This window comes from Gordonia sp. i37 (genome assembly GCF_002043085.1).
Classification (GTDB): domain Bacteria; phylum Actinomycetota; class Actinomycetes; order Mycobacteriales; family Mycobacteriaceae; genus Gordonia; species Gordonia polyisoprenivorans.
In genome coordinates this window covers 1-21455 of sequence record NZ_MVPX01000068.1, presented here as the reverse complement: position 1 = coordinate 21455, position 21455 = coordinate 1, and the positions used below count along the sequence as shown (strand labels likewise).

18 protein-coding genes are annotated in these 21455 nt (G+C 67.2%); 8 read left to right on the top strand and 10 right to left on the bottom strand.

Translation table 11 applies throughout. The features are described from left to right. The first annotated feature begins 8 nt into the window (after positions 1-8). Positions 9-1661 carry an amidohydrolase gene (locus B1964_RS02700; RefSeq protein ID WP_079928703.1) on the top strand — a complete coding sequence of 551 codons (1653 nt, stop codon included), beginning with the start codon at positions 9-11 and terminating at the stop codon, positions 1659-1661. 109 nt (positions 1662-1770) lie between these two features. Here B1964_RS02700 and B1964_RS02695 read toward each other — a convergent pair whose 3' ends face one another. Next, positions 1771-2151: a cupin domain-containing protein gene (locus B1964_RS02695; RefSeq protein ID WP_253193861.1), complete on the bottom strand. Its 381-nt coding sequence runs from the start codon at positions 2149-2151 to the stop codon at positions 1771-1773. Between the two features lie 53 nt (positions 2152-2204). Next, a complete protein-coding gene (locus tag B1964_RS02690) occupies positions 2205-3707 on the bottom strand; it encodes an APC family permease (protein WP_079928702.1) in 1503 nt (500 codons plus the stop codon). A gap of 124 nt (positions 3708-3831) precedes the next feature. On the opposite strand from B1964_RS02690, the gene B1964_RS02685 reads away from it, so the two are divergent. Next, positions 3832-4731, top strand: a complete 900-nt coding sequence (locus B1964_RS02685) for a LysR family transcriptional regulator (protein WP_079928701.1) — start codon at positions 3832-3834, stop codon at positions 4729-4731. Here the strand turns inward: B1964_RS02685 and B1964_RS02680 are convergent. Together B1964_RS02680 and B1964_RS02675 are read right to left on the bottom strand one after the other, a co-directional pair. Further along, the gene (locus tag B1964_RS02680) at positions 4728-6278 is read right to left on the bottom strand and encodes an FAD-dependent oxidoreductase (RefSeq protein ID WP_079928700.1); all 1551 of its coding nucleotides are present in this window, start codon (positions 6276-6278) and stop codon (positions 4728-4730) included. The genes B1964_RS02685 and B1964_RS02680 overlap by 4 nt on opposite strands. Then, positions 6278-7696 (bottom strand): cytosine permease, encoded by a 1419-nt coding sequence (locus B1964_RS02675; RefSeq protein ID WP_079928699.1) that lies wholly within the window; start codon positions 7694-7696, stop codon positions 6278-6280. Before B1964_RS02675 ends, B1964_RS02680 begins: the two co-directional genes overlap by 1 nt. Before the next feature lie 212 nt (positions 7697-7908). Between B1964_RS02675 and B1964_RS02670 the strand changes: the two genes are divergently transcribed. Continuing rightward, positions 7909-9405 carry an aldehyde dehydrogenase family protein gene (locus B1964_RS02670; RefSeq protein ID WP_079928698.1) on the top strand — a complete coding sequence of 499 codons (1497 nt, stop codon included), beginning with the start codon at positions 7909-7911 and terminating at the stop codon, positions 9403-9405. Between the two features lie 29 nt (positions 9406-9434). On the opposite strand, the gene B1964_RS02665 is transcribed toward B1964_RS02670, so the two are convergent. After that, positions 9435-10067 carry an isochorismatase family protein gene (locus tag B1964_RS02665; RefSeq protein WP_079928697.1) on the bottom strand — a complete coding sequence of 211 codons (633 nt, stop codon included), beginning with the start codon at positions 10065-10067 and terminating at the stop codon, positions 9435-9437. A gap of 133 nt (positions 10068-10200) precedes the next feature. On the opposite strand from B1964_RS02665, the gene B1964_RS02660 reads away from it, so the two are divergent. Then, positions 10201-11151 carry a helix-turn-helix domain-containing protein gene (locus B1964_RS02660; RefSeq protein WP_079928696.1) on the top strand — a complete coding sequence of 317 codons (951 nt, stop codon included), beginning with the start codon at positions 10201-10203 and terminating at the stop codon, positions 11149-11151. A gap of 15 nt (positions 11152-11166) precedes the next feature. Here the strand turns inward: B1964_RS02660 and B1964_RS02655 are convergent, their stop codons facing one another. Further along, the gene (locus B1964_RS02655; RefSeq protein WP_139765606.1) at positions 11167-12888 is read right to left on the bottom strand and encodes an AMP-binding protein; all 1722 of its coding nucleotides are present in this window, start codon (positions 12886-12888) and stop codon (positions 11167-11169) included. Between the two features lie 139 nt (positions 12889-13027). Between B1964_RS02655 and B1964_RS02650 the strand changes: the two genes are divergently transcribed. Both B1964_RS02650 and B1964_RS02645 read left to right on the top strand, forming a co-directional pair. Further along, positions 13028-13900 carry a hypothetical protein gene (locus B1964_RS02650; RefSeq protein ID WP_079928694.1) on the top strand — a complete coding sequence of 291 codons (873 nt, stop codon included), beginning with the start codon at positions 13028-13030 and terminating at the stop codon, positions 13898-13900. Further along, on the top strand, positions 13897-14751 hold the full coding sequence (locus tag B1964_RS02645; protein ID WP_079928693.1) for a CoA ester lyase: 855 nt from the start codon (positions 13897-13899) through the stop codon (positions 14749-14751). The genes B1964_RS02650 and B1964_RS02645 overlap by 4 nt, the downstream gene beginning before the upstream one ends. Here the strand turns inward: B1964_RS02645 and B1964_RS02640 are convergent. Next, positions 14743-15423, bottom strand: a complete 681-nt coding sequence (locus B1964_RS02640) for a GntR family transcriptional regulator (protein ID WP_079928692.1) — start codon at positions 15421-15423, stop codon at positions 14743-14745. The two genes, B1964_RS02645 and B1964_RS02640, sit on opposite strands and share 9 nt — an antisense overlap. Before the next feature lie 93 nt (positions 15424-15516). On the opposite strand from B1964_RS02640, the gene B1964_RS02635 reads away from it, so the two are divergent. Next, positions 15517-16767 (top strand): MFS transporter, encoded by a 1251-nt coding sequence (locus B1964_RS02635; protein ID WP_210739112.1) that lies wholly within the window; start codon positions 15517-15519, stop codon positions 16765-16767. Here B1964_RS02635 and B1964_RS02630 read toward each other — a convergent pair. Further along, complete coding sequence (locus B1964_RS02630) at positions 16741-17703, bottom strand: hypothetical protein (RefSeq protein WP_253193860.1); 963 nt, start codon at positions 17701-17703, stop codon at positions 16741-16743. The two genes, B1964_RS02635 and B1964_RS02630, sit on opposite strands and share 27 nt — an antisense overlap. Positions 17704-18028: 325 nt before the next feature. Between B1964_RS02630 and B1964_RS02625 the strand changes: the two genes are divergently transcribed. Further along, positions 18029-19426: an acyltransferase gene (locus B1964_RS02625; protein WP_079928710.1), complete on the top strand. Its 1398-nt coding sequence runs from the start codon at positions 18029-18031 to the stop codon at positions 19424-19426. Positions 19427-19504: 78 nt separating this feature from the next. On the opposite strand, the gene B1964_RS02620 is transcribed toward B1964_RS02625, so the two are convergent. Both B1964_RS02620 and B1964_RS02615 read right to left on the bottom strand, forming a co-directional pair. Beyond that, entirely contained in the window at positions 19505-20434 is a 930-nt protein-coding gene (locus B1964_RS02620) for an SGNH/GDSL hydrolase family protein (RefSeq protein WP_079928691.1), read from the bottom strand. A 95-nt stretch (positions 20435-20529) separates the two neighbouring features. After that, positions 20530-21396, bottom strand: a complete 867-nt coding sequence (locus B1964_RS02615) for an enoyl-CoA hydratase-related protein (RefSeq protein ID WP_079928709.1) — start codon at positions 21394-21396, stop codon at positions 20530-20532. Positions 21397-21455: the final 59 nt, after the last annotated feature.

The following is a 21455-nucleotide window of genomic DNA, read 5'->3' as shown; positions in this document are numbered from 1 at the left end:
AGTAACCCATGTACGCCTCTCATGTCTTCACCAATGCCGCACTCTGGCGGCCGGATGACGTGAGCGGTGCCGATACCCTCGCCGTAGCCGACGGAGTGATCATCTCCGTCGGCCGCGGCGTCGATCGGGCACTGCTCGGACCTGCCACCGAGGTCCACGACCTCGGTGGCGCAAGCCTCCTGCCGGGCTTCGTCGACGCCCACGTGCATCCGGTGGCCGGCGGGCTCGCCGCCCTCCGGTGCAACCTGTCCGAGCTGCCGCACACCCGACGCGGCTACCTCGACGCGATCGCCGCATATGCGCGTGCCCATCCGGACGAGCCGGTGATCAGTGGAAGCGGTTGGTACGGAGATGCTTTCGTCGGTGGTCTACCCACCTGCGGCGATCTCGACGAGGTCATCGCCGACCGCCCGGTGGTGCTCTCGAGCCATGACGGTCACGGCGTGTGGGTCAACAGCGAGGCTCTCCGCAGGGTCGGCATCGACGCGTCGACACCCGACCCCAGCGGCGGCCGCATCGAGCGGGACGCGCACGGCACACCGACCGGAATCCTCTTCGAGCGCGCCGGCGATCCGGCGAATGCGTTGATCCCCGACTACGACGAGGCCTTCCTGCGGCGCGCACTGCTGATCGCACAGCAGCGCCTGCATGCGGCGGGTGTCACCGGCTGGCAAGATGCCGGCGTCGACATCCCGGCGTTCGGGCTGTCGGATACCCTCGCCACCTACCTCGCCGCCGATGCCGCGGGCGAGCTGACCGCCCGCGTCTGCGGCGCCCTGTGGTGGGCCGCCGACGAGGGCGTCGGGCAGCTCGACACCCTGCGGGAGCGTCGAGCACAGGGCCGGGGACACCGCTTTCACGTCGACACCGTGAAGGTGATGCAGGACGGCATCTGCGAGAACTGCACCGCCGCGATGTTGGCGCCGTACTCGGACCTGCCGGCCGGAGCATCTCCGACAGGACTGTCCTTCATCGATCCTGCCGAGCTCGAGCAGGTGTGTGCACTACTGGTGCGCAACGACTTTCACATCCACATGCACGCCGTCGGCGATCGGGCGGTCCGCGAATGCCTCGATGCGCTGGGCGCCGCGCGGTCCTCACGCCCCGGCTTCGATGCCCGGCATCAGATCGCTCACCTCGACGTGGTCGACCCGGCCGACATCCCGCGGTTCGCGCAACTCGGCGTCATCGCCAACATCCAGGCACTCTGGGCGCGACGCGATACCGAGATCGTCGAACGCAAGCTCCCGCTACTGGGACCCGATCGCGAACCGTTCCACTTCCCGTTCGGGTCGATCCGGGCCGAGGGCGGGGCGCTCGCAATGGGCAGCGACTGGCCGGTGACCGATCCTAATCCGTTGTGGGCCATACACACCGCGGTGCACCGAACGGGGTCGATCGCCGATCCGCACGCCATCGGAGACGACGCCCGGACGGTACCGCTCGTCGCCGGGGAGGCCATCACCTTGCGCGCGGCCGTCGACGCCTACACGGTCGGCTCCGCTCGCGCCATGCACGCCGAGGATCGCGCGGGCTCGCTGTCCGTCGGCAAGGACGCCGACCTCGTCGTGCTCGATGAAGACATCCGCACGGCCGTCGACATCGGCGCTCTGACCGCGACGATGACGGTGGTGGGCGGCACCGTGGTGCACGCCATCTGAGTGCCGTCGTCGGCGAGAGACATCTTCCGACGAGCACGAAACCCGGGGAGGAATGTTGCTCCCCGGGTTTCGGCAGTGGCCGGGCGCGGGCCGACGGCGTGACGCCGCGTCAGCCCAGATACAGCGCGAACTGCTTGAGCAGCGGCTGGGTCACGCGGTACTCGCCACGCCAGCCACGTCGCAGGGTGAACGCCTCGCCGGCGGAGATCGTATGCGCCACACCGTCGTCACCGGTGAGCGTGACCGATCCCTCGAGGACCCGCGCGTACTCGTCACCCGGATAGGACTCGATGAACTCGGTGTATGGCTGTGCCGACCACGAGCCGACGACGAATTTGTCGTCCGCGCTGACGAGGTGGGTGGCCTCGCGCTCGGCGGGGTCGCCGGCGCGCAGGTTCTCCGGGGTGACGTAGGCGCTCAGCGTCATCACAGTGCGGGCGGCGTCGTCGGTGGAGATGATCTGCGGGGTGGTCGACTGCAGGGTGCTCATGGGTACTCCTTCAGGGGTGATCGATCGGTGACAGATGATCCGGCGAATGCCGGCTACGAGATCTGTGCGGCGACAGCCGGGGTGTCGGTACCGACCGGCGTCGAGGGGGTCACGCGTCCTCGGAGGTAGCCGACGATCGCGATCAGGGCGAGCACTGCGAGCGTGCCCAGGGTGAACACCTCGAACCGCAACCGACCCACTCCCCAGGTCTCGACGAAGTCGTAGTGCACACCCATGAGGTTCTCCAGGGTCCCGGGGAACACCGCCACCCAGACACCGAGCGCGGCCCAGAACGTGGTCAGGGCGACAGCCACCGCCAGACCCGCGCGACCCCCGGGGATCGCATAGGGGCGGTTGATGTCGGCGTGGGTGAATCGCAGCCGCAGTGCTGCCGGGAACACGAACAGATAGGCGACCAGGGACGTCGAGATGGTGATGGTGAGGACGACGGTGAAGGTGGCGGCGCTGTCGCCCCGCGAGAAGAGGACGCCGACGATCATGAACAGCAGCGCGATGACACCGGTGAAGACGTTGACACGCACCGGCGAGTTGCGCTTCTCGTCGAAGCGCGCGAAGTACGGGAAGAAGCCTCCGTCGGAAGCCGCCACTGCCAGAGCGCGATTGGCCGCCACCGCCCACGTGGCGCCGGTGATCCCGAGTCCGATGATGAAGGCGACGACCGCGATCTTGACCAGGATCGACGCGGCCGGACCGTAGACACCGAAGACAGTGTCCACCGCGGCCATGAATCCGCCGATTCCGGTGATCGCCTCGGCCGGAAGGACCAGCAGCAGCGCCAGGACGGGCAGCGCATAGACCGCCAGTCCGACGAACCCGCCGAGCGCGATGCCGCGCGGTACGTCGCGCTGCGGGTTGGCCATCTCGCCGCCCGCCTGACTCGGTACCTCGAACCCGACGAGCGAGAACAGCAGCAGCGGGACGAGTCCCAGGAATCCGGCCATCGTGGGCGACCAGCTGACCGCACCGATGCCGTGAAAGCCGTGGTCGATGCCGTAGACGACGGTGGTGATCAGGAAGACCGCGGCGAGGCCGAGCTTGAGATAGGTGCCGATCCGGAAGATCACGCGTGCTCGTCGCATCGACAGGAGCGTCACCCCCACCGAGGCGCACACGAAGACGATCTTGAAGGCGAAGTCGCCGAGCGTTCCCGAACCCACCGGATGAATGAAGCCGCTCCACGCCTGGGTACTGATGAACGCAAGTGAGCCGCCGATCCACAGCGGATTGATCGACCAGTACATGACGGTGGCGATCGATCCGGGTAGGCGGCCGAAGGCGCGCTTGACCCATTCGTAGAGGCCGCCCTCGTCGGGGAAAGCGCTGCCCAACTCGGCCGCCACCAGCCCGTACGGGATCATCCAGAGCAGTGCCAGGACGAGCAACCAGGTGAACGTCTCGCCGCCGAACGACGAGATCTCACCGACCATGTCGAGGCTGATCAGCGCCGACAAGATCATGATCGGGACGTCGAGGCGCCGGAGCGACCGTTTCAGATGCAGATCCGGACCGTCCTGGCCTACTGGATGAGTTCCCATGAAACAACTCCTGATTGCGAGAAAAGTATGACGTGCACTACAAGACTGAGTCTGGCGATCCCATCTGTACAGTCGTTGTTTTCTTGGTTTAATATCGGTTCAGTCGAATCAACGGAGGCGGGACATGGCCGACTACACCCTGCGGCAACTCGAGTACTTCGTTGCGGTCGCCGAGGCCGGCAGTATCACCAAAGCCGCCGCCGCCGTCCATCTTTCACAGTCGGCGATGTCGACGGCCCTGACCGACCTCGAGGGCGCCCTCGGCGTGCAGCTGTTGGTACGTCATCACGCGAAGGGCATCACCCTGACCCCGTCGGGTCGGGAGCTCCTCGTGGCGAGCAGGCAACTGCTGACCTCCGCGGCCGATCTGCGGTCCATCGCGCACGGACTGGGCGGCTCACTGACCGGATCGCTGTCGATCGGCTGCTTCGAGGTGATGGCGCCGTACCTCTTACCCGAATTGCTCAGCACCGCTGCGGAAAAGCTTCCGCGTCTACATCTGCAGACCACCGAGGTCGACCTCGCCGATCTCGCCGAGGGCGTCGCCGACGGCACCTTCGAACTCGGTATCGGATACGACCTCGTCGACGACGCCCGTCTCAAGCGGTGGCCGCTGCGTACCGTACCGCCGTACGTGCTCGTGTCGGGGACCCACCGGTTGGCAAAGCGAAAGTCGTTGCGGCTGCGTGAACTCGCCGACGAGCCGATGGCCCTGCTCGATCTACCGCACAGTCGCGACTACTTCGGACGTGTCTTCGGCGACGCCGGGGTGGAGCCCGCGATCCGCTACCGCTCCACGACGGTCGAGACATGTCGGGCGCTCGTCGGACGGGGACTGGCCTACACAGTGCTCAACCTGCAGTCGGCGGTGCCGGTGGCGCTCGACGGACACGAGGTCGCGGCGATCCCCATCGCCGACGACGCCCCGGCACTCACGATGGTGCTGCTCAGCGCGGTCGCCGCCCGTCCCACGCGCCGCGCGGCCGTGGTGGCCGAACTCTGCCGGGATCTGTTCGGGAGTTAAGACGAGGACGCCCCGACCGGCGCAATGAGTTCGGCGGCAATGAGTTCGGCGGCACGTTCGGCGACGCTCATGATGGTGCCGACCGGATTGACCGAGGTCAGCGTCGGCAGCACCGACGCATCCACCACCCGCACACCGCTCACGCCACGCACCCTCAGATCGCTGTCGAGGACGGCGAGCGGGTCACCATCGCAACCCATGCGGCACGTGCCGGACACGTGATAGACCGTCTGGTGCGTCGCTCGCAGCGCGGCCGAGAGCTCCTCGTCGCCGACCACCTCCGGGCCCGGGAATACCTCTCGGACAATCCACTTCGCCATAGGCTCGGTCTCGGCGATGCGACGGGCCGCACGAACACCGGCCAGCAACACGGCCTCGTCCGCCCCGGACTGATCGGTGAAGTACCGGTAGTCGATGGCCGACGGCGTCGCCGGATCGGCATCGGTGATCCACACCCGCCCGCGGCTGCGGGGCTTGGCCACATTGGGTGCGATCGAGACGATGTGCTCGGGCAGTTCCGCACCGGCGGCGACGGCATGATCGGCAACGGCCTCGACCGGAAAGTGCATCAACACGTCCGGCCGTGCCGGGCTGTCGGCCGAGATCCGCAGCGCCGCACCGGCGTCCCAGCCGGTCGCGCAGGTCGACGGCACGTCGCGATCGGTCTCCCAGACGATCAGCCCCTCGGCATGATCCATCAGGTTCTCGCCCACCCCGGGCAGGTCGAGCAACACCGGCACCCCGGCGGCGCCCACCACGTCCGCAGGCCCGATCCCTGATCGCTGCAGGATAGCCGGCGATCCGAGAGCACCGGCGCACACGATCACCTCCACTGCGGCGCGCACCTCGTACTCGGCCCCGTTCTCGTCGACTGCCACCACACCCACCGCACGTGTCCCGTCGAACAGGATTCGAGAGACCGAACTACTCTGCAGCAGAGTCAGATTGGCGCGTGACCGGACGTCATGGAGATAGTGCACCGACGTCGATGACCGGAGATTGGTGTCCGGGGCGTAGCCGATCTCGAAGAAGCCGGCGCCCTCTCCCGTCGAGGCGAAGTCGTCGTCGCTGTTCCACGCCGTCCGCAAAGGCAGGCCGAGCGCCTCCCCGGCCGCGGCGACGACGTCGGCCACGTAGGGGTTGCGATCCTGCTCGGCGACCGGCGTGATGGGGGTGGCCAGTCGATCAAAGCATCGTCCGAGGGTGTGCACATCCCAGCCGACGACGCCGAGGTCGGCCCACTCCTCGAGGTCCGCGGCCAGCGGCCGCCAGGTGATCATCGTGTTGGCGGTCGAGCATCCACCGAGAATGTGCATGCGCGACTGGCGGATTCCCGAGTTCCCGCGCTCCTGCGGGATGCTGCGGTAATCCTGGTCGTACTCGCTCTCGATCATCTCCGCCCACCGGCGGATCGATCGGGCACGAGGCTCGTGCTCGTCGTCCGGACCGGCCTCGAGCACCGTCACCGTGACGTCGGGGCGTTCGCTGAGCCGTGCGGCGACGATACAACCGGCGGTGCCACCGCCAACCACCACGTAGTCGCTCATCACGCGACCGACCCCGACACCAGCGAGGCCGACGGCACAGGCATCTTCGCGCGCATCAGCACGTAGTAGAGGGGGCAGATCACCGCGAGCCCCACCAGCCACGAAATATCCACGCCGCCGAGCGATGTAGCAATAGGACCGACCCACAGGGTGGTCGAGAGGAAAGGGATCTGCAACGCGATGCCCAGGACGTAACAGGTGATGGCCGTCCAGTTGAAGCGACCATAGACTCCGCCGTCCTTGGCGAACAGCGAGTCGATGTCGTAGTCACCGTGGCGCAACAGGTAATAGTCGACGAGGTTGACCGCGGTCCACGGGATCAGCACGCACAGCAGCAGGGAAAGGAAATTGGCGTAGTTGGCCAGGAAGTCGTCGGCACTCAGAAGCGCAGGCGCCATCGCGATGGCGAACAGCACGACGGCGATCACCGCGCGGCTCGTGGCCTGCGGACGCCACCACGCAAAGATGTTCTGCCCGATGGTGATCGTCGACAATGCACCACAGTAGAGGTTCATCCCGTTGGTGACGCTGATGCCCACCGCGAAGATCACGAAGAGCCCGGTCGAGATGCCGTGGGTCAGCGTCGACAGGCCGTCAAGGGTGTCGGCGGCGGGCAGAGCTGCACCGACGACCACACCGAGGAGCATCGGCAGCACCGATCCGAGTACACAGCCGGAGTAGGTGGCCCAGAACGCGGTGGTCACCCCGGTGTCCTTGGGTAGATACCGCGTGTAGTCGGAAACGTAGGGCGCATAAGCGATCTGCCATAGTGCCGCGGCCGAGAAGGTGGCCATGAAACCGGCCCAGCCGAATCCGCCGCCATGCCACGTGCCGCTGGGCAGGCCCTGCACCCCGACCATCCACACGAACGCGATGATCAATGCCACACCCGCCACCACCGACAACACCGCAGCCATGGAGTGGATCAACCGGTAGCCGATGATGGTGACACCGACGCTGATCGCACCGATGATCACGATCGCCCAGTTGGTCGGCAGGCCGGTCACCGCCGCGAAGGCCTTGCCACCGAGGACCGCGTTGGAGGCGAAGAACCCCAGGTACATGAAGACGACGAGCACCACCACCAGAAGGCTTCCCAGCGAGCCGAACTGGGCGCGGGTCTGCAGCATCTGAGGCACGCCCATCTGCGGACCCTGCGCGGCGTGCAACGCCATCACGACACCGCCGACGACGTTGCCGGCGATCACCGCGAGCGCCCCGGCCCACAACGGCAGACCGAACACGGTGGTCGCGAGCGCGCCGGTGATGATGGTCAGGAGCATGATGTTGGAGCCGAACCACACGGTGAAGATGTCGCGGGCGCGACCGTGCCGTTCGTCATGCGGAATGTGATCGATGGTGCGGCGTTCGAGTGCCGGCGCGGCGCCCGGGGCGCCGGATTCTGGTGTGCTCGTCATGGGTTGGTCGGCTCCTGGCTGGGATCGTGATCGCTGTTCGGCCAGTATTCGACACCGGCCATCCCAGAGAAAACAGAATCTTTCTGGCTTCTGTATCACCGGAGTCGATGCAATACCCACGCCGCCATCTTCGGCTGAACCGATGCAGATCATCCAATAATTCGGCTCAACTGGATCTATCGACCGGCGCGGACATCGGCCATCCTGGGTCCATGCCCGCACCCTCCGTACCCACCCCGATCGACTGGCACGCGCGAGCGGCCGGCCTGAAGCCGCCCACCGACGCACTCATCGACGGTCACCCGGTACCCGCGATCTCAGGCTCCACCTTCGACGTCGTCAACCCGGCGACCGAAGAGGTGCTGGTGAGCGTGTCCGCGTGCGACGCGGCCGACGTCGACGCCGCGGTGTTGGCGGCTCGACGGGCCTTCGACGACGGCCGGTGGTCCCGCCTGTCGGCCGCCGAGCGTGGCGCGGTACTCAACCGCTTCGCCGATCTTCTGCTCGACCACAGCGACGAACTCGCGCTGCTCGTCACCCTGGAGATGGGGAAGGCCATCACCGATTCGCTCGACGTGGAGATACCCGGCGCGGCTGCGGTCTTTCGCTACTACGGCGAAGTCATCGACAAGATCCCCGGTGAGCTTCCGCCGACCGCCGACGGAAGCGTCGCCATGGTGCGGCGTGTCCCCCTGGGAGTGATCGGCGCGGTGGTGCCGTGGAACTTCCCGCTCGACATCGCCGCCTGGAAACTCGCGCCAGCCCTGGCCGCAGGCAACTCCGTGGTCCTCAAACCCGCCGAGGAGTCACCTCTGTCGGCACTGCGTATGGCCGAGATCGCCCTGGATGCAGGCATACCCGCCGGAGTGTTCAACGTGGTACCGGGCCTCGGGGCCACCGCCGGAGCAGCTCTGGGACGACACCCCGACGTCGACTGCCTCACCTTCACCGGGTCGACGGAGGTGGGCAAGAAGTTCCTGGCCTACAGCGCCGAGTCCAACATGAAACAGGTGTGGCTCGAATGCGGCGGCAAGAGCCCCAACATCGTCTTCGCCGATTGCGCAGATCTCGAGCAGGCCGCGGCGATGGCGTGTTTCGGGATCTTCGGCAACCAGGGCGAGGTGTGCTCGGCCAACAGTCGTCTACTGATCCAGCGTGACATCGTCGACGAGTTCGCCGCCGCACTGATCGACAAGGCGGCGGCCTACCTGCCGGGCGACCCGCTCGATCCGGCATCGAGCGCCGGTGCGATGGTCTCGCGCAAGCAACTCGACCTTGTCCTGCGCTACATCGACCGCGCCCACACCGACGGACGGATCATCCTCGGCGGCAACCGGATCGGCGACACCGGCTTCTTCCTGGAACCGACCGTCGTCACCGACCTGCCGGTCGACTCGCCGGTGGTGACCGACGAGATCTTCGGCCCGCTGCTCGCGATGATCCCCTTCGACACCGAGGAAGAAGCCGTCGCACTGGCCAACGACACCCCGTATGGGCTGGCCGCGTCGGTGTGGACGGCGAGCCTCGACCGAGCCCTGCGTGTGTCCGAGGCGCTGCATGCCGGCACCGTGTCGATCAACACCGTCGACGCGTTGTCGCCGGGCACACCGTTCGGCGGCTTCAAGGGATCAGGCTTCGGCGCGGACCTGTCAATCCACGCGATCGACAAATTCACCGGCCTCAAAACCACCTGGATCGCCCGGCGCTGAATGCTCGCGCGCCCAACGCTGTTGGCAGGTCAGGAGTTGGCCGCCGCACCCGCCACCGCGGATTCGACGAGGTTGCCCCGGTCCAACGGCGCACCGGCGTTCACCGCCGTGATCCAGTCATCCGTCGTGGCCACGGCCGCGAAGTTCGAGTGGTAGAGCACCATCAGCGTGTTGTGCAATTGCTCCGCCGACACCTTGCCCGCGTCGTTGGCGAGGTGGATGGCGCCGGTCGCGTCGGAGAGGATCTCCGCGCTCAGACCCCGCGTCTCGGATTCGGCGGCGGTCGCGAGATCACAGTTGTTGGTCATGTACCCGACGATCGTGATGGTGTCGACGCCCCGCTCGGCGAGCCACTCGCCGACCCCGGTGCCGGCGAACACGGTGCCGAACTGTTTGTCGGCCACCTTCCAGTCCGCCCCGATGCGCCGCTCGATGTCGGGATGCAACTGCCAGCCGTGCGAGCCCTCCGCGTACACCGGGAAGTCGGCCGGAAGGGTGTGTCGCAGAGCCACTATGGGTAATCCGCCCTCGGTCGCGGCGTCGATCGCGCGGGTGATGTTGGCCAGCGAGCCCTCGCGCGGCGGGTACTGGATCTGCATCGGACCGTCGAAGTACTCGTTCTGGACGTCGACGACGACGAGTGCGCGGGTGGGTGCGGTCATGTCGGGCCTTCCTTCTGGCTCGGCGGACGGTCATCCTCGCCGTCCCCGACCCACTTTGCTGCGTTACGCTGACCCACGACAGTGGCGCGAATGCCGATTTCCGATGAGATCGTGCCACGGAGTAGGTGCACCGATGCGGGTCGCGATTCATGTGTTCGACGGCGTCAGTCTCTTTCATGTCGCTGCACCCCAAATGGTCTTCCGGGAGGCCGCGGTGGTGGCGCGAGATCCGGCGCTCTGGTCGATCACCTTGTGGGCCGCCCACTCCGGAGATGTCGAGCTCGAGATGGGCCAACGCCTCAGCGGGATCAGTGGTCCCGAGGCGACCACTGCTGCGGACATCGTCATCGTGCCGTCGTGGCCCGAGTCGGCACCGGAGATCGACGACGTGGTGCGCTCGGCTCTGCTCGATGCCCACGGGCGGGGTGCGATCATTGCCGGACTGTGCCTCGGGGCCATCGCCGTCGCCGACACCGGCCTCCTCGAAGGCCGTGGAGCGGTGACGCATTGGCTGGGCACCCGCGAACTGGAGCGTCGTGGGCGCTGCGGCTGGGTCGACGATTCGGTTCTCTACATCGACCACGGCGACGTGATCACCTCGGCCGGCACGGTCTCATCGGTGGATGCCTGCCTGCACCTGCTGCGACGATTGTGCGGCGCCGACCTGGCCAACCGCGTCGCCCGACGCATGGTGGTGGCCCCGCACCGCGACGGCGGCCAAGCGCAATACATCGAACATCCGCTCGCCACAAGCGAATCCGACACCTCGGTCAGCGCAGTGCTGGAATGGGTGATCGGCCATCTGGATTCCGACCTGTCGGTGTCGGGGCTGGCGGCCCGGGCCCGGATGAGCCGACGAAGCTTCCTGCGCCACTTCCGCGACGCCACGGGTACCACCCCCGCGCGATGGGTGACCACCCAGCGAGTCGCCCATGCCCGCACCCTGCTCGAGACCACCGATCTCGACATCGGGCTGATTGCACAACGGTGCGGATTCGGCAGCGAGGTCACCCTCCGCCAGAACTTCGTCGCCCGGTTCGGCGTGTCACCATCGGTGCACCGCAACCAGTTCCGGCCCGGCTGACCTCGCCGCCGACGCTCAGTCCACCAGATCCTCGTACCGGTATTCGGTGGTGATCGTCTCCTTGTCCCGATGCGCAGCGGCCTCCCGCTGCTGCAGTTCGACGCGGCGGATCTTGCCGGAGATGGTCTTGGGCAGTTCGAAGAACTCGACGCGGCGCACCTTGAGATAGGGCGCGAGGTGATCTCGGGAGTACTTCAGGATCGAGCGTGCGGTCTGTTCGTCGGGTTCCCACCCGGAGGCCAGTGCCACATAGGCTTTCGGCACGGCCAGACGGGTGTCGTCGGGCTGCGGGACGACCGCCGCCTCCACCACGGCGGGGTGCTCGATGAGCACGCTCTCCAACTCGAAGGGCGAGACCTTGTAGTCCGAGGACTTGAAGACGTCGTCGGTGCGCCCGATGTAGGTGATGTAGCCGTCGGAATCACGTTGCGCCACATCGCCGGTGTGGTAGTAGCCGCCGGCCGTGACGAGTGCGTTGCGTTCCGGGTCGCCGAGGTATCCGGTCATGAGATTGACCGGATGCTGGGCGAGGTCCAGACAGATCTCGCCCTCGTCGGCGAGTTCGCCGCTGATCGGATCGATCAGCACCACCGGGACGCCGGGCATCGGTCGGCCCATCGACCCCGCCTTGACCGGCGCGCCCGGCGTGTTCCCGACCTGCAGGGTGGTCTCGGTCTGCCCGAAACCGTCGCGGATGGTCAGGCCCCACGCCTTCTCGACCTGCCGGATGACATCGGGATTGAGCGGCTCCCCGGCACCGAGGAGCTCTCGCATACCCTCGGGTCGCTCGCCGAGGTCGGCCTGGATCAGCATGCGCCACACCGTCGGTGGCGCACAGAAGGTGGTGACACGCGCCCGCCGCAGCTGCATCATCAGGGCCTGCGCGTCGAAGCGCGCGTAGTTGTAGACGAAGATCGTCGCCTCGGCGATCCACGGTGCGAAGAAACAGCTCCAGGCATGTTTGGCCCAACCCGGCGAGCTGATCGCCAGGTGAATGTCGCCGGGGCGCACCCCGATCCACGCCATGGTGGTGAAATGGCCGACGGCGTAACTGGTCTGGGAATGCTCGACGAGCTTGGGACGACTGGTGGTGCCGGAGGTGAAGTAGATGAGCATCGGATCGCCGACCTCGGTGACGACGTCGAACGGCCCGGCGGAGGTGACCGTGGCCGAGTCGCCGTAGGAGTGCCAGCCCGGCACCGCGTCGCCGACCGCGATGCGCAGATAGTCGCCGTCGATCTCGGCGAACTTGGCGGTGTCGGCGGCGTTGACGATGACGCATCGAGCCGCACCACGGTCGATCCGGTCCCGCAGGTCGGCCGGCCCCAGCGCTGCGGTGGTGGGCATGACGATCGCCCCGAGCTTGCACACCGCGAGCATCGCCTCCCACAACTCGACCTGATTGCCGAGCATCAGGATCACGCGATCGCCCTTGCCGATGCCCAGCTCGGCCAGCCAGGTCGCCACCCGATCCGAGCGCGTGGCCATCTCGTCGAACGACACCTTGGTTTCGGTGCCGTCCTGCTCGCACAACCAGAGCGCGGTGCGGTCGTTGCCGCGAGCGATGACGTCGAACCAGTCGATCGCCCAGTTGAACCGGCCGGTGATGGCCGGCCACCGGAACTCACGAACGGCGGTCTCGTAGTCGCCGATGAGACGGACCATCTGATCTCGCGCGACGCGGTATCGCTCGGTGTTGGTCGTCGAGGGGCTGTCGGTGGCGGTGGTGCTGGTCATGAGTGCATGATCCACGTCACACCAGCGCCGTCAACACCCCCCTAAGTGGGGGCGGGACACCGGCCCATCCACCAACTCTATAGACTATGTTTCATAGTGTGGAATGTCGTTGTGCAGGCGGAGAAGCGGAGGAGCGCAAATGGCCGGGACCACCGGATCGAGTCTGAGCGACCATGTCGCCGGTTGGCGTCCCGAACCGATCACCGAGGTGGACACCCTCGACGCGGCGCAGGCGACGCGGTTGGCCGCCACGCTCGGACTGTCGGAAACCTTCGCCGACGGCGATCCCCTGCCGTTGCCCTGGCACTGGATCTTCTTCTCCGAGTGGCCGCAGACCGCGGAACTGGGCGCCGACGGTCACCCCGCCCACGGCCATTTCCTGCCACCGATCCCGGACCGCCGTCGGATGTTCGCCGGTGCGCGGATCTCGTCCACGGCCCCGTTGGCTCTCGGCACGCGCGCCGAGAAGGTGTCGTCGGTGGCCTCGATGACCGAGAAGCACGGGCGTACCGGCGACATGCTCTTCGTCACGGTCCGCAGTGAATACCGCCAGGGCGGAACCGTTGTGCTCACCGAGGACCAGGATCTGGTGTATCGCAGCGATTCCGGCAACGCGCGGCCCTTCGATCGGCCGAGTCCCGACCTCGCCGACGCGACCGCACCATGGACCGCGGAGCCGACACCCGACACGCCGCTGCTCTTCCGGTACTCGGCACTGACCTCCAACGCCCACCGCATCCACTACGACCGCCCGTATGCGACGGGCGTCGAGGGCTACCCCGATCTCGTCGTCCACGGACCGTTGCTGGCCACCTACATGGCCGAGCTAGCCCGCGCACATCATCACGGTAAATCGCTGCGCACCTTCGACTTCCGGCTTCGCAGCCCACTGTTCCTCGGTGACCGCTTCCGGGTCGAGGCCACCCCGGACGACGACGGTGACGCGGTAGAGCTCGCCGTCGTCACCGGACAGGGCACCGTTCACGTCTCGGGCAAGGGAGAATTCGCATGACCGACACCACCGATCCCATCGCATCGCTGCGCGTCGCGCGCAGCTTCCTGTTCGTCCCGGGTAATCGGCCCGAGCGTTTCGACAAGGCCGCCGCGGCCGGTGCCGACGTGGTGATCATCGACCTCGAGGACGCGGTCGCCCCGGAGGACAAGGGCGCGGCCCGCGAGCACATCGCCGGCTGGCTTGCAGCCGGCAAGCACACCGTCCTGCGCATCAATGCCGCCGCAACGCCGTGGCACACAGCCGATGTGGAACTCGCGGCCCGACACGGCGCACCGGTGATGCTCGCCAAGGCGACCAGCGCCGACGAGGTGATACGCGTGGCGCAGGCGACCGCGGCGCCGGTCCTGCCGCTCATCGAGACCGCGCGGGGCATTCTTGCGGCGCCGGCCATCGCGCAGGTACCCGGTGTCGCTCGACTGGGCTTCGGCGCCATCGACTTCGCCGTCGAGATCGGTGCCGACCCCGATGACCACGAGGCACTGCTGTTTGCGCGTTCGATGCTCGTCACGGCATCGGCCGCGGCGGGTGTCGCCGCCCCCATCGACGGGGTGACCACGGCGCTGCGCGACGTCGAGAAACTCGTCGCCGACGTCGGCTACGCCGCGCGGATCGGCCTGACCGGCAAGCTCTGCATCCATCCCGCCCAGGTGGCAACGGTCCACGCGTGCCTGGCGCCGTCGGACACCGAGATCACCTGGGCGCGTTCGATCGTGGCGGCGGCCGGTACCGACTCCTCGGCGGTCGCGGTCGACGGACACATGGTGGACCCGCCGGTTGTCGCACGCGCACAACGGATTCTGGCGTCTGCTCCCCTCACCGAAAGCCCTGGGCCGGAGGACTCAGCGTGAGTCGCGCCGATGCTCGGCGAGCAGACGCCCGGCCTTGCCGATGTGCGCCGACATCGCCGCCCGCGCGCCGACCTCATCGCGTCGGCGCAGGGCGTCGATGATGTCGCGATGATCGTCGGCCGATGCCTGCGGCCAGCCGTCGACCGACGAAAAGAACCGTCGGGGAGCATAATTGAGCGACGACTTGATCATCCACGACAACTTGGGTGATCCCGCCGCGGCATAGATCAGTCGGTGGAATTCGTGATTGAGCCGCTCGACCTCGTCGTTGTCCTCCGCGTCGGCGGCCGCCTCGAGTTCGACCTGCAGACGGTCGAGAGTGGCCAGGTCCGCGTCGTCGAGACGGGTGGTGGCGCGGGCGGCGAGTTCGCCGGCCAGCAGGGCCTGCCCGGCGAAGACGTCCTCGATGTCGGTGCTGCTCAGGGGTGCGACGACGAATCCGCGCCGCGGTTCGACCCGCAGTAGCCCCTCGCTCTGCAAGGACAGCAATCCCTCCCGTGCGGGCGTGGCCGAGACCCCGAGTTCATCGGCAACGGTTTCCGGGCGGATGAACTCGCCGGGTTGCAGTTGTCCGGAGACGATGAGCTCGCGGACGTACTCCGAGACCTCGTCGGACAACCGGGGACGGCGTCGGCGTCGCGCCGCCGGAGCGGGAGCGGCAGGATCAACCATAGAATATAGAATACAGTCGCGGCCTGGCCCTGTGCCGACCTCCCGGGTTGACCTCCCAGGAAGCGGTCAGTGGCGGGTTCTACAGTGGATGAAATGACTGTGGGTGACATGGCGCAGGAGCGCGAGGGCATGTTCGCCTCGCTGCACATCCACAACTATCGCCTGTACTTCGGTGGGCAGGCGCTCTCGCTGGTCGGTACCTGGATGCAGGCCACCGCCCAGGCCTGGCTGGTCCTGACCCTCAGCAATTCATCGACCGTGCTCGGCGTGATCGTCGCGCTGCAGGCCGTACCGATCCTGGTCCTCGGCCCGTACGCGGGGGTGATCGCCGATCGCGTGGATCGTCGCAAGCTGATGATCATCCTGCAGTCGGTGATGGGGCTGCTGGCGGCGGCACTGGCGATCCTCACCTTCGGCGGTTGGGTGCAGGTGTGGCAGGTCGGGGTCCTCGCCGTGCTGCTCGGACTGAACAACGCCTTCGAGAACCCCTCCCGCCAGGCGTTCATCCACCAGATCGTCGGCGAATCCCGGATCCGCAATGCGGTCACCTTGAACTCGGTGATGGTCAACGCGGCGCGGGCGGTCGGCCCGGCCGTGGCCGGTCTGGTCCTCGCCGCGGTCGGCGCGGGCTGGTGTTTCGCGATCAACGCGGCCAGCTTCGTCGCGGTGGTGGTGTCACTGCTGATGATGCGGACCGCCGAGATCGCCGAGGAGACACCGGTCAAACGCGGCAAAGGCCAACTGCGCGAAGGACTCCGCTACGTCGCCGGACGCCCCGTGCTGTGGGTTCCGCTGACGATGATGGCGCTGGTCGGCACCCTCGCCTACGAGTTCCAGGTGTCGCTGCCTGCCGCCGCCAAGGACGCCTTTCACGGCGGCCCCCAGGCCTTCGGCTTCATGACGGCGGCGATGGGGGTGGGCGCGGTCGTCGGCGGTCTGCTGGTGGCCGCGCGTGGCACCACCGGTTTGCGCACGTTGATCCTGGCCGCCATCGGGTTCGGCATCACCATCGCGGTGACCGCTGCGGTCCCGCACCTGTGGATGGCGATCGTCGCCCTGTTCTTCGTCGGCTGGCTCAGCGTGTCGTTCATGTCGACCGGAAACGCGACGCTGCAACTGAATTCGGACCCGCAGATGCGTGGCCGGGTGATGTCGTTGTGGTCGGTGGCGTTCATGGGGTCGACGCCGATCGGCGGACCGCTGATCGGGTGGATCAGCGAGGCGTCCGGGCCGCGGGCCGGCCTCGCCGTCGGCGCTGCCTCGTGTTTCGTCGCCGCGGCCATCGGCCTGGCCATCCATCGCCGCCGCGCGCCGCACCTACCGCGGATGGAATCGACGACCTGACGGCCACCCGCGACGCTCGGCGACGACGGCGAGCACCGCGGGCACGGCACCGACGACGGCGACCACCCAGATGCGCGTACGCAGTGGTGCCACCACGGTGTCGAACACCGCGCGGGCCGCGTCCGGCGTGATGACGTCGGCGGGAACGGCATCGAGATACCGGCCGCGGGCCACCACCGATGCGACGGCGAGCAGCAGCATCACCGTGGTGATGCCCAGGCCCAGCCCCATCACCGCTCGCCACCGGCGGGTCGGAGCAGCGACACCGATCGTCGCGATGATCGCCAGCGCGGTCAGCCAGGGCAGGACCAGCGCCGCGGTGTTCAATGCGGACACCGCGCGTTGAGCGCGGCGCAGTGCGTCGGACTGCCACAGGACGACCTGATGATGAATCGCCGGAATCTGCTCGGCGGCGGTGAATCCGTCGTCGATCAATCGCTGTCGGATCCGGGCGACCATCGGGGCCAGATCGATCGCGACGATTCCGGTGTCGCCGGCGAGAAGCCGATCGAGGGTGGCGTGCGCGGCACGATTGGCGGTCGTCCACGCGGTCGCGAACGCCGACGAGGACACGAAGCGCTCGACCGTGTCGTGCAGGTAGGACTGGAGTTGCGCCGCGATCAGCGGTGAGAGCACCTGCGCCGCTCGCGTACCGGTGCCGGGCGTCAGCGCCGAGAACGCCTCGGCGCTCAGTGCCGCGATGTCGACGTGATCGTCGATCACCGTCACGAGAGCATCGGTGACCTCTGCCCGGATCGCCGGCTCGGATGCCAGCGGTGCCACCATCGCCACGTAGCCGTCGGTGTCGAGCACCTCGGACCGCAGATAGCCGACAAGCAGCGTCAACACCACCAGCACCACCGACACCACGGTCAGCAGCGCCGCGCCGGTCGTTCGGAGGCGACTGCGTCCCCCGCCGACAGTGGGATATGTCACGTCCCCCAGGGTGGGTGTCGCCGCTCGACCCGCGGCATCACCTCCGGAGGAAACACCCGCATCGAGGTCCCCGTCTTCCTGCGGTTTTGGTGCCACGATGACATCCAAGCACGTGACATCGGCCACCACGCGGCATCCGCAGCGCCCCCGAGCAGTCGGTGTGAACGCCTCCGATGGCCTCCCGGGCCGACTTCGGAACTTTCAGCAACAGGGAGTAGCCTCACCCTCTGCGACGTGCGAAGAATTGGACGGAGGTCTTCCGATCGTTACCGAACAGCCATCGACCGGTACCCCGGCGTCCGCGAAACGTCCGGACACCGATCCGGTGACCGTCCCCGACCCCGTCGCAGGCGACGTCACCCCGACGGACTCCGGCGCCGAACCGGCCGCCAAGCCCGCGAAACGCGACAAACACCTCTACCAGATCGACCTCGTCCGACTGGTGACCTTCGGTGCGGTGATCCTCGACCACGTGATGCTCAGCGTCACCGCCCCGACCAGTGTCGCCGCAGGCGCCGTCGAGGTCTTCCTCCGCTACACCCGCTACAGCTTCTTCGCCCTGACCGGCTTCGTCCTCGGCTACCAGTACCGCAACCGCGAGCTCAAGGCGATTCCGTTCTGGAAGCGGCGTTACAAGCTGATCGGCCTGCCCTTCCTCGTGTGGAGCCTGTTCTACTGGTTCTACGTCCGCTATCACTTCGGTGGCGTCGACGCGATCGCCAACGCCTGGAACAGTCTCGACGCCGCCGAGCGCTCGGTGAAATCGATCGTCTACGACCTCATCACCGGAAACGCCGCCTACCACCTGTACTTCCTGTCGGTGAGCATGCAGATCTATCTGGTGTTCCCGCTGATGCTGTGGATTCTTCGGCGCACCTGGGGTTTTCACCGCTACCTGCTCGCCGTGAGCTTCATCTTCCAGATGGTGATGATGTACGCGATGGTGCGCTCACCCATCTCGTTCTTCACCTGGGGTATCCAGGGCGAGATCTGGAGCCACCTGGTGGTGACGATCTTCCCCTACCAATTCTTCATCCTCGCGGGCTGTGTGTCGGCCATGCACTACGAGGCCTTCCAGGCCTTCATCAAACGGTGGCGCTGGCAGCTCATCGGTGTCGGCGTCGTGGTGATCATCGCGACCTGGCTCTACTACCTCTACATCGTCGACCGCGGCGAGGACCTGTTCCGGGCGACCAACGTCTTCATGCTCCACAACATGTGGGCATTCATCGCGATCATCGTGATCCTGTACGGCCTCGGCACGCTCTGGCAGGAACGCCGCCACCCCGGCTCGATCCCCGACCGGTTCATGAAGACCGCCGCCGATCGCTCCTTCGCCATCTATCTCGCACATGTCCTCGCGATCTATGCCCTGCTGCCACAGATCGCCGACGAACGCATCCACGCCCTGCCGCGCGTGATCCTGGCCTACCTCGCCACCGTCGTGTTGACCGTGTTCGTGGTGGAAACGTTGCGCCGCAGCCCGATCAGCCTCATCACCACCGGACGCAATCGCATCGACTGGCGTTCCCAGAACGCCGGACGGTCCGCGCTCGTCGGACTCGCCGCCATCATCGTCGGCCTGATCGTCCGCCTCGGCTTCGGCTGGTGGGCGGGCAATCTGATCGCCGCGACCGGCGCCTTCCTGGTGTTCTCGATGGCGATCGTCTACTGGCACCAGATCCGCCACCGCGACGCGGAGTACGTCGAAGAAGCGGTGTGATCAGCCGACGCAGCGCGTCGAAGAATCACCGACGCAGCGCGTCAGCGCAGCGAATCACCGACGCCGCGCGTCAGCACATCACCGACGCAGCGCGTCGACGATGAGGCGGGCGACGCCGGCCTTGCCGGAGGCGTTCGGGTGATACGGCACCGGGAGCTCGAATCCGCGCAGCCACGGGTCGGGTGAGCACACGGTGTGCTCGGCACCGAGCGGACCGGTGGTGACGAGCTCGGCACCCGAGATCTGCGCGGCTTCGGCGGTCACCTGGGCAAGCGCGTCATATACCCGGATGGTCGACTCGATCTCCTCCGGCGTGAGTGCGAGTTTGGGACAGATCGGGCCGCCTGCGACCACCACCGGTGGATAGTCGACGAGGACGATCCGCGCCGCGGGGGCGCGCATCCGGACGGCGAACACCGTTTCGATCATTTTCTGCTCGACGGCTGCATACCGTTCGAATCCGGGTTCGGGAGAGATCGGTCGGCCGTGTCCGCACACCCGCTCGGCGATCTTCTTCACCGGGTCGGCGACAGAGTTCTTGCAGCCCATGGCGATCAGGCGCTGCACGTAACCGATGTCGTTTCCGCCGGTGGTGATCGTCACCAACGCCGTGCCCGGGGTGACGGCGTCGATCTGGGGTTGCTTCACGAACCGCTGCGGACGGTCCAGGATGTTCTCGGTCGTCGCCCCCGAACACGTCGCGTCGACCAGGCTCATGTTCATGGCCTGGGCGACCTGGTGCGGATAGTTGTCCATGGTGCGCAGGCACCGGTTGCCGATCGAGTCCAGCCCGCCCGGGCCTGCGGCATAGGAGCTACCCAACGCCACATACTTCTGCGGCGCGGCGGCAGACGAGAGGGAGGTCTCGGGCTGGCGCTGCGCGGCGGTCTGCACCGTCGTCGACTCAGCCGCCGACGGCACGCTCGCACTCCCGGGGAGTACGACGACGGCGGCGGCGACCAACGCGGCGACGGCCGTGGCGACACGGCCGAAAAGTGCTCGAGACATCGTCGTACAGTTTCACACACCGCGATGACGGGAAGCGTCAACGCCCCGTGTTGAATTGCCCACGTGGCCTGCGAAAAAGCCGCTTTCGGGCGATTTCAGGAGAAGATCTCGGGCAGATCAGTCGCCACCGAATCGGTGAAGGTCGGTTCACGCTTCTCCAGAAACGACGTCACCCCCTCGGCGACGTCGGGCATCCGACCCCGCGCGTAGATCGCCGCGGAGTCCGCGTGATGGGCGTCGAGCGGGCTCGGCGCCCCGGCCATGCGCCAGAGCAACTGCCGGGTCAGCGCGACCGATACCGGCGCGGTGCCCGACGTCATCTCCCGGGCGGCGGCGATCGCCGCGTCGAGAACCTCATCGGGAGCGACGACCTGCTGCACCAGACCGGCCTCGAGCGCCTCTGCGGCGCCGACCATCTGCGCCCCCAACGTCCAGCGCAGCGCGGTCGGCAGCCCGACCAGGCGCGGCAGGAACCAGGTGGACGCCGCCTCGGGCACCAGTCCGCGCTTAGTGAACACGAACCCGAAGCGGGCGTTCTCCGAGGCGATGCGGGCGTCGGCGGGCAGGGTCATGGTGACGCCGACGCCTGCGGACGGGCCGTTGATCGCCATCACCACCGGCTTGAGCGAGGCGAAGATGCGCAGCGTCAGCCGGCCACCGGAATCCGGCGGCACCTCACCGGCCTCCTTCTCCTCGAGCTCGAATGTGGTTGCGCCACCAGCGAGGTCGGCGCCGGCGCAGAACGCCCGGCCGGCGCCGGTGATGACCACCGCGCGCACCGAGTCGTCGGCGTCGGTCTCGTCGAAGGCCACCTGGATCTGCTCACCCATCTCGAAGGTGAACGCGTTGAGCCGGTCCGGGCGGTTCAGGGTGATGACGGCGATCTCGTCGTGCCGGGTGACCGTGATGACCGGTTGGGGGGCCGCTTCGGCCAGGCCCTGCGTTGCTGATTCGGTGCTCACGGTGTGACGCCTCCACTCGGTGATATATGACGGCGCACCTGATGTTGCGCCGGTCACCA

What these genes read in the sequence shown, in the direction of transcription:
- B1964_RS02700 (WP_079928703.1), top strand. Translation starts at nt 9, where the DNA reads ATGTACGCCTCTCATGTCTTCACCAATGCCGCACTCTGGCGGCCGGAT.
- B1964_RS02695 (WP_253193861.1), bottom strand. Translation starts at nt 2,151, where the DNA reads ATGAGCACCCTGCAGTCGACCACCCCGCAGATCATCTCCACCGACGAC.
- B1964_RS02690 (WP_079928702.1), bottom strand. Translation starts at nt 3,707, where the DNA reads ATGGGAACTCATCCAGTAGGCCAGGACGGTCCGGATCTGCATCTGAAA.
- B1964_RS02685 (WP_079928701.1), top strand. Translation starts at nt 3,832, where the DNA reads ATGGCCGACTACACCCTGCGGCAACTCGAGTACTTCGTTGCGGTCGCC.
- B1964_RS02680 (WP_079928700.1), bottom strand. Translation starts at nt 6,278, where the DNA reads ATGAGCGACTACGTGGTGGTTGGCGGTGGCACCGCCGGTTGTATCGTC.
- B1964_RS02675 (WP_079928699.1), bottom strand. Translation starts at nt 7,696, where the DNA reads ATGACGAGCACACCAGAATCCGGCGCCCCGGGCGCCGCGCCGGCACTC.
- B1964_RS02670 (WP_079928698.1), top strand. Translation starts at nt 7,909, where the DNA reads ATGCCCGCACCCTCCGTACCCACCCCGATCGACTGGCACGCGCGAGCG.
- B1964_RS02665 (WP_079928697.1), bottom strand. Translation starts at nt 10,067, where the DNA reads ATGACCGCACCCACCCGCGCACTCGTCGTCGTCGACGTCCAGAACGAG.
- B1964_RS02660 (WP_079928696.1), top strand. Translation starts at nt 10,201, where the DNA reads ATGCGGGTCGCGATTCATGTGTTCGACGGCGTCAGTCTCTTTCATGTC.
- B1964_RS02655 (WP_139765606.1), bottom strand. Translation starts at nt 12,888, where the DNA reads ATGACCAGCACCACCGCCACCGACAGCCCCTCGACGACCAACACCGAG.
- B1964_RS02650 (WP_079928694.1), top strand. Translation starts at nt 13,028, where the DNA reads ATGGCCGGGACCACCGGATCGAGTCTGAGCGACCATGTCGCCGGTTGG.
- B1964_RS02645 (WP_079928693.1), top strand. Translation starts at nt 13,897, where the DNA reads ATGACCGACACCACCGATCCCATCGCATCGCTGCGCGTCGCGCGCAGC.
- B1964_RS02640 (WP_079928692.1), bottom strand. Translation starts at nt 15,423, where the DNA reads ATGGTTGATCCTGCCGCTCCCGCTCCGGCGGCGCGACGCCGACGCCGT.
- B1964_RS02635 (WP_210739112.1), top strand. Translation starts at nt 15,517, where the DNA reads ATGACTGTGGGTGACATGGCGCAGGAGCGCGAGGGCATGTTCGCCTCG.
- B1964_RS02620 (WP_079928691.1), bottom strand. Translation starts at nt 20,434, where the DNA reads ATGTCTCGAGCACTTTTCGGCCGTGTCGCCACGGCCGTCGCCGCGTTG.